The sequence below is a fragment of the Streptomyces sp. YJ-C3 genome, assembly GCF_053891275.1.
In genome coordinates this window covers 2,935,362-2,948,545 of record NZ_CM132685.1, presented here as the reverse complement: position 1 = coordinate 2,948,545, position 13,184 = coordinate 2,935,362, and the positions used below count along the sequence as shown (strand labels likewise).

Annotated in this window: 8 protein-coding genes; all 8 read left to right on the top strand. The window is 71.9% G+C overall.

Going from position 1 to position 13,184, the window contains the following annotated elements:
* Positions 1-29: 29 nt before the first annotated feature.
* On the top strand, positions 30-755 hold the full coding sequence (locus ACVHNB_RS12905; RefSeq protein ID WP_456228109.1) for a DUF1275 family protein: 726 nt from the start codon (positions 30-32) through the stop codon (positions 753-755).
* A 284-nt stretch (positions 756-1,039) separates the two neighbouring features.
* Positions 1,040-1,267, top strand: a complete 228-nt coding sequence (locus ACVHNB_RS12900; protein ID WP_428951168.1) for a type A2 lantipeptide — start codon at positions 1,040-1,042, stop codon at positions 1,265-1,267.
* Positions 1,268-1,399: 132 nt separating this feature from the next.
* Complete coding sequence (locus ACVHNB_RS12895) at positions 1,400-2,200, top strand: HlyD family efflux transporter periplasmic adaptor subunit (protein ID WP_428951169.1); 801 nt, start codon at positions 1,400-1,402, stop codon at positions 2,198-2,200.
* 104 nt (positions 2,201-2,304) lie between these two features.
* A complete protein-coding gene (locus tag ACVHNB_RS12890; protein WP_456228877.1) occupies positions 2,305-4,422 on the top strand; it encodes an NHLP family bacteriocin export ABC transporter peptidase/permease/ATPase subunit in 2,118 nt (705 codons plus the stop codon).
* A 1-nt stretch (position 4,423) separates the two neighbouring features.
* Entirely contained in the window at positions 4,424-7,252 is a 2,829-nt protein-coding gene (locus ACVHNB_RS12885) for an NHLP bacteriocin export ABC transporter permease/ATPase subunit (RefSeq protein WP_428951173.1), read from the top strand.
* A 430-nt stretch (positions 7,253-7,682) separates the two neighbouring features.
* The gene (locus ACVHNB_RS12880; RefSeq protein WP_428951175.1) at positions 7,683-10,562 is read left to right on the top strand and encodes a peroxidase family protein; all 2,880 of its coding nucleotides are present in this window, start codon (positions 7,683-7,685) and stop codon (positions 10,560-10,562) included.
* Positions 10,549-11,943 (top strand): hypothetical protein, encoded by a 1,395-nt coding sequence (locus tag ACVHNB_RS12875; RefSeq protein WP_428951176.1) that lies wholly within the window; start codon positions 10,549-10,551, stop codon positions 11,941-11,943. The genes ACVHNB_RS12880 and ACVHNB_RS12875 overlap by 14 nt, the downstream gene beginning before the upstream one ends.
* 63 nt (positions 11,944-12,006) lie before the next feature.
* Complete coding sequence (locus tag ACVHNB_RS12870; protein WP_456228108.1) at positions 12,007-13,158, top strand: serine hydrolase domain-containing protein; 1,152 nt, start codon at positions 12,007-12,009, stop codon at positions 13,156-13,158.
* Positions 13,159-13,184 lie beyond the last annotated feature (26 nt).

Here is a 13,184-nt window from a genome sequence, read left to right as displayed (position 1 = left end):
CGCGGCGCCGCGCCGCCTACCGTCGGGGCATGAACCGACGCGCGCAGCTCTCCCTCCTGTTGCTGGCCGGCGCCTCGGGGGCGGTGGACGCGCTGGCGTTCACCGCCCTCGGGACCGTGTTCGCCGGCGTGATGACCGGGAACCTCGTGCTGCTCGGCGTGGCGGTGGGGCACGGGCCCGGCGGCACGGAGGGCGTGTCCGCTCCGCTGTACGCGCTGGGCGGATACATCGCGGGAGCCGCGCTCACGGCTCTCGTGTGCCGGGGCGTGGCGCCGCGTCCCGACTGGCCGGGCCGGGTCGTGGCCTGCCTCGTGGGGCAGACCGTGCTGCTGGCGGGTGTCGCCGTGGCGGGCGGGGTGCTCGACGGGCGGCCGGGCGCGCCGTGGCGGACGGTGCTGCTCGTGGTCGCCGCAATCGCGATGGGCGGGCAGTCGGCGGCGATGGTCGCGGCCGGGTCGGGGGCCGCGCCGACCACCTACTTCACCGGGACTCTCACCACGTTGGTCACCGGAGTGGCGGACGGATCGGGGCGTGGGCCCGGTCAACTCTGGGTCGCCGCACGCCTCTTGGCGGTCGTCGGCGGGGCCGCGTGTGCCGTCGCCGTGCACGAGGCCGCACCGTCGTGGGGGTTCGCGGCTCCGGCCGTCCTGAGCGCCGCCGCCCTGGGATGCCAGAAACCTGCACATCGATTGCGCAGAGCAGTCACGACGATTCACAAAAATCCATTGCAGGGTACACACGACGAAACCCATTGATGCGCGAGTGTCCATTTTGCTGAAAGTGGACCCGGCCTTCTCGGAATTCACGCGGTGAAGGATGTGAAGGAGCTGCCACCGGCCCGTGAACACCCCTGCACCTTGCGGTAATTGACCTCGCACATTCCCCCTGAGCGGCGACCTTCCGATTGGCTGTGCGACGCGTCGACGTGCTTACATCCTCCGCACCGCTGGTTGTCATTGATTCGGATCCACCGAATCCCGATGCCTGCCGCGTTTTTCGAATACGCCAGATATCCCCACTGAGAAGGGCGGCTCCCCTCATGAGCAACACCCCCCAGGTCGAGACCCTCGAGATCTCCGACGCCGAGCTGGACAACGTGTCCGGCGGTCTCGTCGGCGGCCTCGCCGGCAACCTGACCGGCACCGTTGACTCCATCGCCCCGGTCTCCGGCGTCGTCTCGGGCGTCACCGGCACGGTCGAGGGCCTGACCGGCGTCAACGCCGGCGCCGTCACGGGCCTGGCCACCGGCCTGGTCTCCGGCCTCTGAGTCGGATCCGACGGATCGCGCCGCCGCCGACCTGACCGGCGGCGGCCCCAAGGCCTCGGGACTGCTGTCCCGGGGCCTTCGGGCGCGTCCGGGCCCGGTGCCCGGACCTCAGCAACGTAAGGGAAGCATCCCGTGCAGTTCCGCCAACAGGCCCTCAGCAAACTGCAGTCGCCGGAGGAGCTCGACCTTCCGGTGCGCCTCGCGCGGCCGCAGGGTCTGCTCGCCCTCGCCGTGACCGTCGTCGTCATGGCCGCCTCCTGCGTGTGGGCCGTGACGGGTTCGGTGTCCTCGACGCTCAAGGCGAGCGGCATCCTCACCTACGGACAGGGCAGCTACGTCCTGCAGACCCCGGTGACCGGTCAGGTCACCGGCCTGTACGTGAAGGAGGGGCAGCGCGTCACCGCGAACGCGCCCCTGCTCAAGGTCCGTACGGAACAGGGGAACCGGGTCGTGCGGGCCATCGACGCGGGCCGGGTCACCGCGCTCGTCGCACGGATCGGCGCCGTGGTCACCACGGGCGCGGACGTCGCGACGCTGGAGAAGACCGCGTCGGCGCGCGATCCGCTGCTCGCGATGCTGTACGTGCCCGCGACCGGCGCGGCGAACGTGCCCGCGGGCGCCTCGGTCGATCTCACCGTGCCCGCGGCCCAGCAGTACGGGGTGCTGCGCGGCACGGTGAAGGCGGTGGGACGGGCCGCGCAGACGCGACGGCAGGTCGCCGACTTCCTCGGGGACGGTGAACTGGCCGCGCAGTTCAGCAAGAGCGGCCCGCGGGTTCCGGTGCTCGTGCGGCTCACCAGGTCGGCGTCGACGAGATCCGGGTACGCCTGGTCGACGGCGGACGGTCCGCCCTACGCCCTCACCTCCATGACCCTCGCCTCCGGCGCCGTGCATCTCGCCGAGCAGCGCCCGATCGATTGGCTGCTGCCGTGACGAGCACCTCGCTTCCGCCCGCGGGACACGGTCGCCGCCGCGCCCGGCCCGCTCCCCCGCCGCCCCGGCGCCGCAGGACGGTGCGCACGCCCACGGTGCTGCAGATGGAGGCCGTCGAGTGCGGCGCCGCCGCCCTGGGCATGGTGCTCGCGCACCACGGCCGGCACGTCCCGCTGGAGGAACTGCGGATCGCGTGCGGCGTCTCGCGCGACGGCTCGCGGGCCAGCAACCTGCTGAAGGCGGCCCGCAGTTACGGCATGACCGCCAAGGGCATGCAGATGGAGCCGGCCGCGCTCGCCGATGTGCAGGGCCCCGCGATCCTGTTCTGGGAGTTCAACCACTATGTCGTCTACGACGGCACGGGGCGGCGCTTCGGGCGCCGCGGTGTGTACATCAACGACCCGGACAAGGGCCGCCGGTTCGTGGCCATGGAGGACTTCGACACCAGCTTCACAGGCGTGGTGCTGGTCCTGGAGCCGGGCGCGGACTTCCGGACGGGAGGACGCCGCCCGGGCGTCCTGAAGGCACTGCCCGGACGGCTGCGCGGGACGACCGGCACGATGCTGGCCGCACTGCTCGCGAGTCTGCTGCTGGTGGCCGTGGGCGCGGCGGTGCCCGCGCTCAGCCGGACGTACATCGACCTGTTCCTGATAGGCGATCAGACCTCGCTGCTCGGCGCTCTGTTCGCGTCGATGGGTGCGATGGTGGCCCTGACGGCCGCGCTGACCTGGCTGCAGCAGGCGAATCTGCTGCGCGGCCGCATCATCTCCTCGACGCTGAGCAGCGCCCGCTTCTTCCGCCATCTGCTGCGGCTGCCGGTCACGTTCTTCGCGCAGCGCAGCCCGGCCGATCTGGTGCAGCGGCTCCAGTCGAACGACGCGGTCGCCGAGACACTGGCCCGCGATCTCACCGCGGCCGGGGTCGACGGCATCGTGGTGCTGCTGTACGCGGCGCTGTTGTGGACGTACGACCCGCAGCTGACGATGGTCGGCGTCGGCATCGCGCTGCTGAACGTGGTGGCGATGCGGATCGTGATCCGGCTGCGCGCGACGCGGACGCAGAAGCTGCGGGCGGACACGGCGCGGCTCACGAACACCTCGTACACGGGTCTTCAGCTGATCGAGACGATGAAGGCCACCGGCGGCGAGAACGGCTACTTCCGGCGGTGGGCGGGGCAGCACGCGACGACGCTGGAGGAGCAGCAGCGGCTCGGGGTGCCGAGCGCGTGGCTCGGTGTCGTCGCCCCCACGCTGGCGACGCTGAACAGCGCGCTGATCCTGTGGATCGGCGGGCTGCGCGCCGTCGAGGGGCATCTGTCGGTGGGTCTGCTGGTCGCCTTCCAGGCGCTCGTCACCCGCTTCACGGCGCCGATCACCCGGCTCAACGGAGTCGCGGGCCGGATCCAGGACTTCGCCGCCGACGTGGCGCGTCTGAAGGACGTCGAGAACTTCCCCGTCGACTCGCTGTACGCGCGCACGGAGGCGGCGCACAGCACGCGCCGGCTCAAGGGCCATGTCGAGCTGGAGGAGATCACCTTCGGCTACAGCCCGCTCGACAAGCCGCTGCTCTCGGGGTTCTCCCTGACGGTCGGCCCCGGCCAGCAGGTGGCGCTCGTCGGCGGCTCCGGCAGCGGCAAGTCGACGGTCTCCCGGCTGATCTCGGGTCTGTACGCGCCCTGGGAGGGCGTCATCCGGATCGACGGCCGGCGTCTGGACGACATCCCGCGGGGCGCGCTCGCGGCGTCGGTGTCCTTCGTCGACCAGGACGTGTTCCTCTTCGAGGGCACGGTCCGCGACAACGTGGCGCTGTGGGACCCGTCGATCTCCGACGAGGCGGTCGCCGACGCGCTGCGCGACGCGTGCCTGTACGACGTGGTGGCGCGACGCCCCGGCGGGCTGCACAGCCGCGTCGAGCAGGACGGCCGCAACTTCTCCGGCGGCCAGCGTCAACGCCTGGAGATCGCGAGGGCGTTGGTGCGCCGTCCCAGCATCCTGGTGCTGGACGAGGTGACGAGCGCGCTGGACGCCGAGACCGAACAGGTCGTCATGGACAACATCCGGCGGCGCGGCTGCGCGTGCGTGGTCATCGCGCACCGGCTGAGCACGGTGCGCGACAGCGACGAGATCGTGGTGCTCGACCACGGGCAGGTCGTCGAGCGCGGCCGTCACGAGTATCTGGTCGCGGCCGCGGGGCCGTACGCCGAGCTGGTCAGGGAGCACTGAAGTGACCTACACCCCACCGGAGTTCACCTCGCACGCCGCCGCGGACCAGGTGGTGGCGGCGTTCGGCGGGCTGGGCACCCCCTTCGACTGCACGGGTCTGCGCAGTCTGCCGCTGGAGGGGCCGCAGGTGCTGTGGCTCGTCGTGGACGGCGCGCTCGACCTGTTCGCGGTGGACGCGCACGCGCAGGGGCACTGGCACTTCCTGGGCCGCCTGGAGCCGGGCACGCTGCTGCTCGGCCCGGTCGAGGGCACCCAGCACACCCTGGTGGGGCGGCCGCTGGCGGGGTGCGCGCTGCGCCGCATCCCGTTGCGCGAGCTGCCGTACACGCCGGCTGCGCAGCTGTCGGCCGACGGGTCGTACGACATGGCGTGGAGTCTGCTGGAGGAGGCGTTCGCGCTCGGCGTCGGACGCGGGCAGCGGGTGCTGTTCGAGGCGCCGCTCGACGGGCGCACGACGGACGACGACGTCACCGGCGACGACGACGTGCTGTGGCCCCAGCTCTCCCCGGGCAGCGTGCAGTACGGGGCGGCGTACGCCGCGGACGCGGCCGCCGATCTCCTGGTCGACGGCGCCCTGTGGCAGCGGATGGTCAACCAGCAGTACCGGCTGCTGTCCACCCTGGACCGGTGGATCGAGCGGCTGGAGAGCGCGCACGAGGACCGCACGGCGGCCGGGATCCGCGCGGGCGAGGCGGTCCGCGAGCAGGCCGACCGGACCCTGCTCGCGTCGATCGGCTCGCCCGGGCGGCGGGCCCGGGGCGCGCGGGCCGGCGTCGACGCGACGTACGCCGCCTGCAAGGTGGTCGCGGACGCGTCCGGCATCACGCTCGTGGAGCCGGGGCACGGCGGCGCGGTCAGCGACCGGATCGACCCGGTCGAGCAGATCGCGGTCGCGTCCCGGATCCGGACCCGGCCGGTGCGGCTCGTCGGCGCCTGGTGGCGCCAGGACACGGGGCCGCTGGTGGGTTTCCGCGCCGCGTCCGGAGCGCCGGTCGCGCTGCTGTGGCGGCGTGGCGGCTACGAGGCCGTGCACCCCTCCGGCGAGCGCGGCACCCGTATCGACGAGGACACCGTGGAGGACTTCGAGGAGCGCGCGGTGATGCTCTACCGCCCGCTGCCCGAGGGTGAGTTGACGCCCTGGCGGCTGGCGCGGTTCAGCATGCGCGCCGCGGGCTCCGACGTCCGCAGGCTGCTGCTCGCGGGGCTGGTGACGGTGGGGCTCGGCTCGCTCGTGCCGGTCGCGACGGGCCAGGTCCTCGGCACGTACGTGCCGAACGCGCAGACCGACCTGATCACGCAGGTCTCCCTGGCCGTGGTGATCACCAGTGTCGTGTCGGCGGTCTTCATGCTGCTGCAGAACCTGACGGTGCTGCGGGTCGAGGGCCGCGTCGAGAGCGTGCTGCAACCCGCCGTCTGGGACCGGCTGTTGCGGCTGCCGACCCGGTTCTTCGCGGCGCGCTCGACCGGCGAGCTGGCGAGCGCGGCGATGGGCATCAGCGCGATCCGCAGGCTGCTGTCCGGGGTGGGTCCGGTCGTCGTGCAGTCGGTGACCATCGGGGCGATGAACCTGGTGCTGCTCCTCCTGTACAGCGTGCCGCTGGCGCTGGCGGCGCTCGGCATGCTGGTGGTCGTGGCGGCGGTCTTCCTCACCCTCGGGCTGTGGGAACTGCGCTGGCAGCGGCGCCTGGTGGAGCTCGGCAACAAGCTCAACAACCGGGCGTTCCAGACCCTGCGCGGTCTGCCGAAGCTGCGGGTCGCCGGGGCGGAGAGCTTCGCGTACGCGGCGTGGGCGAAGGAGTTCGCGCGCAGCCGGGATCTGCAGCGCCGGGCCGGCCGCATCAAGAACGTGACGACGGTGCTCAACGCCGTGTATCTGCCGCTGTGTTCGCTGGTGATGTTCATGCTGCTCGCCGGTCCCGCGCGGGGCAGCCTGTCGGCGGCGGCGTTCCTCACGTTCAACACCGCGGTGACGATGCTCCTGACGTCCGTGACGCAGCTGACGGGCGCGCTGATCTCGGCGGCCGCCGTGCTGCCGATGTACGAGCAGATCAAGCCGGTGCTCGACGCGGAGCCCGAGGTGCGCGGGTCGGCGACCCAGCCGGGCGAGCTGACCGGGGCGCTGGAGGCGCGCGGGCTGTCGTTCCGGTACACCGACGACGGCCCGCTGGTCCTCGACGACGTGTCGCTGGCGATCCGCCCCGGCGAGTTCGTGGCGGTGGTCGGCGAGAGCGGCTGCGGCAAGTCGACGCTGCTGCGGCTGCTGATCGGCTTCGACGGGCCGACGTCCGGCAGTGTCCTGTACGACGGCCAAGACCTCTCGGCGCTGGACCAGGCGGCGGTGCGGCGCCAGTGCGGGGTCGTCCTGCAGAACGCGCAGCCGCTGACCGGCTCGATCCTCGACTGCATCTGCGGCGCCGAGTCGTTCACCCAGGAGGAGGCGATGGCCGCGGCGGAGATGGCGGGGCTGGCCGAGGACATCAAGCGGATGCCGATGGGGCTGCACACGATGATCGCGGGCGGCGGCGCGATATCGGGCGGGCAGCGGCAGCGTCTGATGATCGCGCAGGCGCTGATCCGCCGCCCGCGCCTCCTGTTCTTCGACGAGGCCACGAGCGCGCTCGACAACGAGACACAGCGCACCGTCATCGACAGCACACGGGCGCTGCGCGCGACCCGGATCGTGATCGCGCACCGCCTGTCGACGGTCCTGGACGCGGACCGGGTGATCGTCATGTCGGCCGGCCGTGTCGTCCAGCAGGGAGCGCCGGCGCAGCTGCTGGCGGACACGGGCGGACGGCTGCACGAACTGGTGCGGCGCCAGATGGCCTGACACGGGCGGCGGGCGCTCGGCGCCCGTTCCGGGGTGAGGGCGTTCACGGAGTGACCCGGGCCGTGGTCCTCGCAGCACACGCCCCCGGGGCACCGTGCCGTCAAGGCGTCACTGACCGGCCATCGGCGGCGCCGTCGGGTGGGGCGGGTGAGAGGTGGGCGGCACAGGGTGTCCCGGCGCGGCCGTGACGGATCGGGCGTCCCGCGCTGACAAGGCCAAATCCGCTTGTGAACAAGGGAGCCGGCGATCACGTCGGGGACCCGGACATGGCGGGAAGAGTCGCTGCGGCGCGTGTCGCGGCGCCGATAGCGTCGCTGGCCCCTCCCCTGCACGAGAGCTCCGTGCACGAGACATCCGTGTACGAACCGCGTACGACCGACAAGCCCCGCACCCCTTCCCGACGCACAGCACACGACAGGGACGGCAACCGATGGCCGAGACCGAACGGTACGCACAGTACGAGCGGTACGAGGGTGGCAGTCCCGAGGCCGAGCGCCTCGTGTTCGAACGCCTCGCCCGCGAGATCATGCAGGTCCAGATCGCGAACCGGCGGGCCAGTGGCGCCCCGCATCACGAGCGGGCCTTCCACGCGAAGGCCGTGCTCGGCGTGGAGAACGCCCGCCTGCGCTTCGCCGACGACCTTCCGACCGCCCTGCGCAGCGGCTTCGCCCAGCCCGGCGCCGACTATCCGGCGACGGTACGGCTCTCCAACGCCAGCGGCATGAGCGGCCCCGACGGCACGCCCGATCTGCACGGCATCGCGGTCCGCGTCCAGGTCACGGGCGACGAGAGCCACGACCTGATGGCGACCAATCACCCCGTGTCGCACGCCCGCAACGCCCGCGAGTTCGTGGCCTTCGCCACGGCGATGGCCGGCGCCAAGAATCCGCTGGAGAAGGCCTACGGGCTGTTCGTGAAGCTGCCGCTGGCGGTGGGCCCGGGCACCGCGGACCGGATGCGGCGCAACGTCCAGGCGGCGACCCGGCACACGGTCAACAGCCTGGTCCGGGAGACCTATTGGAGCCGGGGCGCGATCCTGTGGGCGGACGCGGGACCGGTCCGCTATCTGTTCCGGCCCGCCGCCGGCAGCGGCGGCGCCGAGCCGCGCCCGGACCGCGGCGACCCCGACTTCCTGCACCAGGACCTGGTCCAGCGGCTGTCCCGTGACGACATCGCCTTCGATCTGTGCGTGCAGCGGTACGTCGACGAGACCCGCACGCCCGTCGAGGACGCGTCCGTCGAGTGGGAGGACGCGATCACGCCGCCCGTGGTGGTGGCCCGGCTGACCGTGCCGATGCAGGACATCACGACGGCCGAGGCCGGTTCGGCGGCGCGGCGGATCGAGGAGCTGGCGTTCAACCCGTGGTTCACCACGGAGGACTTCAGGCCGCTGGGCAACATCAACCGGGCCCGCAAGGCCGCGTACCGGGCGAGCAGCGCGGCGCGGCTCGACACCCGCTTCCTCACCGAGGAGCCGCTCCGCAACCGCATCGTGGGCGTCCCGGTCGAGCTGGGCTTCCGTCTGCTGAACCGGGTCGTGCCCTGGTACCGGCTGCCGTTGGACGCGAGCCTGCTCAATCTCGTGTACCTGCGGAAGGTGCTGCGCCGGTTCAACCTCATCGACACCGACCTGCCCGAGGCTCCGCCGAGGGCCGAGTCGGTGCCGGTGCCGGTGGACGAGCGGCTGCGCACGACGCGCTCGTACGACGGCTCCTTCAACGATCTGTCGGCGCCGCGGATGGGGGCGATCGGCGCGGCGTTCGGCCGCAATCTGAAGCCCGTGTACCGGCCCGATCTGTTCGACACCCCGAACCCGGTGACGGTCAGCCGTCAGCTCCTCACCCGGGACAGCTTCGTGCCCGCGACGTCCCTGAACGTCCTCGCGGCGGCGTGGATCCAGTTCCAGGTGCACGACTGGGTGAACCACCGGCGCCACCCCGAGGGCGGCAAGGTCGTCGAGGTGCCGCTGCCGCCCGGCGGCGGGACCTGGGCCAACTCCCCCGGCGGGCCGGAGGAGAGCGTGATGCGGTTCGCCGAGAACGACGGCATCGAGCTGCCCGGCGACAAGCCGCCGATCCTCTTCGGGAACACCGCCTCGCACTGGTGGGACGGCTCCGAGGTGTACGGCGGCGACGAGGCCACGGCGAAGCAGCTGCGCGAACCCGACGGCGGGGCCCGGCTGCTGCTCGACGGCGGGCACATCCCCGTCGACCGCACCGGCATCCCGATCAGCGGGTTCAAGGACAACTGGTGGATGGGGCTCAGCGCCATGCACACGCTGTTCGCCCGCGAGCACAACACGGTGTGCGACGCGCTGCGCGCCGCGTACCCGACGATGGGCGAGGACCGGATCTACCACACGGCCCGGCTCGTCGTCTCGGCTCTCATCGCGAAGATCCACACGGTGGAGTGGACCCCGGCGATCCTCGCGACGAAGGCGATCGACATCGGTCTGCGGACCAACTGGGAGGGCCCGCCGAGGAACTGGCTGAACCAGCTGGGCCTGTGGCTGGTGGAGGCGCACTCGCTGACGGGCATCCCGAAGACGTTCCCGGACCACCACGGGGCGCCGTACTCGCTGACCGAGGACTTCGTCACCGTGTACCGGATGCACCCGCTGATCCCCGACGACTACGAGCTGCGCGAGCACCACTTCGGGCAGCGGCTGGAGACCGTCGGCTTCCACGACATCCAGGGCGCCGCGGCGGAGAGCCAGATCCGCAAGACGGGGCTGGCGAACACCCTGTACTCGTTCGGCATCGCCCACCCGGGCGCGATCACGCTGCACAACTATCCGAAGGCGCTGCAGCACTTCCAGCGGGACGGCGAGATCATCGACCTGTCGGTGATCGACCTGGTGCGCACGCGCCGGCGCGGGGTGCCGCGCTACAACGACTTCCGCGCGGGCCTGCACAAGGACCGCATCCGCAGCTTCGAGGAGCTGACGCGGGAGCCGGAGACCCTGGCGCGCCTGAAGGAGGTGTACCGGGACGTCGACGAGATCGACACGGTCGTCGGTCTGTTCGCGGAGAACCCGCCGACCGGCTTCGGGTTCTCGGACACCGCGTTCCGCATCTTCATCCTGATGGCGACCCGCCGGCTGCAGAGCGACCGTTTCCTCACCGTCGACTACCGCCCGGAGATCTACACGCCGCTCGGCATCGACTGGGTGGAGAAGGGCAGCATGAAGTCCGTCGTGCTGCGGCACTGCCCGGAGCTCGCGGGTCTGATGCCGCGTGAGGCGAGCGCGTTCGCGCCCTGGCGGCCGGTGCCGCCGGTCGCCGGCGGAGGCTCCGATGACGTCGGATGACGGAGGTTCCGGCAGTCGGGGTCTCGATGATCTGCTCACCCGCTCGTTCCTGCGGACGGTCTGGCGGCGGCGCACCCACCGGGTGTCCCGGGGTGCGTCGGTGCCGGCCGGGTCGATGAGCTACCGCTCGCCGCACAAGGCCGAGCCGCTGACCGAGCTGGAGGAGGCGGTGCTGATCGCGGTCACCGGCTCCACCGGGCTGACCATGCCGGACCGCCCGTTCGAGGACCCGCGGGACGGCAAGCCCCTCATGGCCAAGCCGAATCTGACCATGACGGGCCGCACGGCCGGCAGTCCCGACAACGCGCAGGGCACGTACTTCTTCCTGATCAACGACGCGGGCACGTACTTCCTGCGCCGGCTGCCGCCGGACCCGCAGGAGCCGTTCGACGCGCAGACCCTCGTCGAGCGCGCCCGGCGGGCGAAGGTGAAGATCCTCGACCGCCGGCTCGACGTGGCCGAGGGCCTGCGCGACTTCCCGGCGTACCTGGACTCGAACCGGTTCCTGTCCAATCTGCCGGGCACGACCGTGCTGTTCCCGGTCGTCGATCTCTCGCACCAGTACATCAACGCGCTGATGTATCTGCTCACGCAGCCGGACGGCACGCGGCCGACCTTCGTGGACGACCGCAATCTGTACCGTCCGGCGGGTGTGAAGAAGTGGATCGCCAACGGGTTCCTCAACAAGGACCTGAAGCTGCCGCTCGGCGCGCTGGGACCGATGCGGACCCAGATCGAGGCGGATCTCCTCCTCCAGACGGTGATGCTGACGGCGGAGGCGATGGGGCTCGGCGCCTGGATCCACGCGTCGCTGCATCCGCAGATCGCCCTCGGCGACCCGAAGTTCAGCAAGGTGTACGGCAGGATGCTCGGCTTCACGCACGTCACGCCGCGCTGGCGGCCGGCCGACGTGTGGCGCTGGCACGTCCCGCTGCCCAAGTACGCCAAGCTGCGCTCGCAGCCGGTGGGTCTGACCGACCCGGGGACGGGCGAGGCGCTGATCGCGGCGGCCTGCCCGCCCACTCACGCCTCCATGGCGGACGCGGTCGACGCGGTCGTCGCGTCGAAGTTCGGCCCGGGCGGCACGTACGCCGACAAGGACGTCTTCACCCGGATCTACAAGGAGGACTACGGGCAGCGCTATCTCGCCGAGGCGAGCGAGTACGACGAGCGCGTCATCGACTGCGCCCGTGACGTCTGCACGTACATCCTGGCCACGCACCGCCGCTTCCCCGCGCACACGGACGCCATCCACGTGCCCGGGATCTGGCTGCAGGCGCACCACGTGGAGGGCGAGTACTACGAGCGCTTCTTCACGAACGGTCTGACCGACGCGCATCGCGCGCACGACACGCTGTGGGACGGCGGACCGATGAATTGAGAACGGCTCGGGGGTCACCCTTCTCGTACGTATGCCGACGCCTGTTCAGGAGAGTGACCCCCGATGACCGACAGCACCCTGACCGACGCCCTGGCACCGCACGTCGCCAAGGGGCCCGTGCCGGGCGCCGTGGCCCTGGTGGCCCGCGGCGACCGGGCCGAGGTGGCGGCTCTCGGACACGCCGACGCCGAGGGCACGACGCCCCTCGCCCGCGACTCGATCTTCCGGATCGCCTCCCTCACCAAGCCGATCGCGGCGGCGGCCGTGATGGTCCTGGTCGACGAGGGCCGCATCACCCTCGACGCGCCGATCGGGCACTGGCTGCCCGAGCTGGCGACACCGGACGTCGTACGGGATCCGGCGGGTCCCGTCGAGGACGTCGTGCCGGCGGCGCGCCCGATCACGGTGGAGGACGTGCTGACGTTCCGCGCGGGCTGGGGTTTCCCGGCGGACTTCTCGCTGCCCGCCGTGCAGCCGGTGTTCGCGCTGATGGACCCGCACGCGCCGCAGCGGCTGCCGGAGCCGGACACCTGGCTCGCCGCGCTGGGCCGCGTTCCGCTGCTGCACCAGCCCGGGCAGGTGTGGCTCTACAACACGTGCTCGGACATCCAGGGCGTCCTCGTCGCGCGGGTGACCGGTCGTTCGCTGCCGGAGTTCCTCGCCGAGCGGATCTTCGAGCCGCTCGGCATGCGCGACACCGCGTTCGAGGTCCCGGCCGCCAAACGCGACCGCTTCACCAGCGCCTATGTACCCACGGCCGACGGCGGCGCCGAGCGCGTCGACACCCCCGACGGTCAGTGGAGCGGCCTGCCCGCGTTCCCCTCCGGCGCGGGCGGGCTCGTCTCCACGGTGGACGACTGGTGGGCGTTCGCCCGCATGCTGCTGGACGACGGCGGGTCCGTGCTCTCCGCCGAGTCGGTGCGGCTGATGCTGACGGACCATCTGACACCGGCGCAGCGCCGGGCGAGCGACCTGTTCACGCTGGGCTCGGGCTGGGGTTTCGGCGGCTCCGTGGACGTCGAGCGCCGTGACCCGTGGAACGTGCCGGGCCGGTACGGCTGGGTGGGCGGCACGGGCACCGCGGCCCATCTGACGCCGTCGACGGGGACGGTGACCGTCCTGATGACCCAGCTGGCGCTGGGCGGCCCGTCGCCGCTGCCGCCGGTCATGCGGAACTTCTGGGCGTACGCAGCCGACGACGGCCTGTCCGGCTGACCGGCCGGGGGCCGCCGCGCGGTGGC

Bases quoted from the DNA above. Each gene is read 5' to 3' on its own strand.
- ACVHNB_RS12905 (WP_456228109.1), top strand. From the start codon at position 30: ATGAACCGACGCGCGCAGCTCTCCCTCCTGTTGCTGGCCGGCGCCTCG.
- ACVHNB_RS12900 (WP_428951168.1), top strand. From the start codon at position 1,040: ATGAGCAACACCCCCCAGGTCGAGACCCTCGAGATCTCCGACGCCGAG.
- ACVHNB_RS12890 (WP_456228877.1), top strand. From the start codon at position 2,305: ATGGAGGCCGTCGAGTGCGGCGCCGCCGCCCTGGGCATGGTGCTCGCG.
- ACVHNB_RS12880 (WP_428951175.1), top strand. From the start codon at position 7,683: ATGGCCGAGACCGAACGGTACGCACAGTACGAGCGGTACGAGGGTGGC.
- ACVHNB_RS12875 (WP_428951176.1), top strand. From the start codon at position 10,549: ATGACGTCGGATGACGGAGGTTCCGGCAGTCGGGGTCTCGATGATCTG.
- ACVHNB_RS12870 (WP_456228108.1), top strand. From the start codon at position 12,007: ATGACCGACAGCACCCTGACCGACGCCCTGGCACCGCACGTCGCCAAG.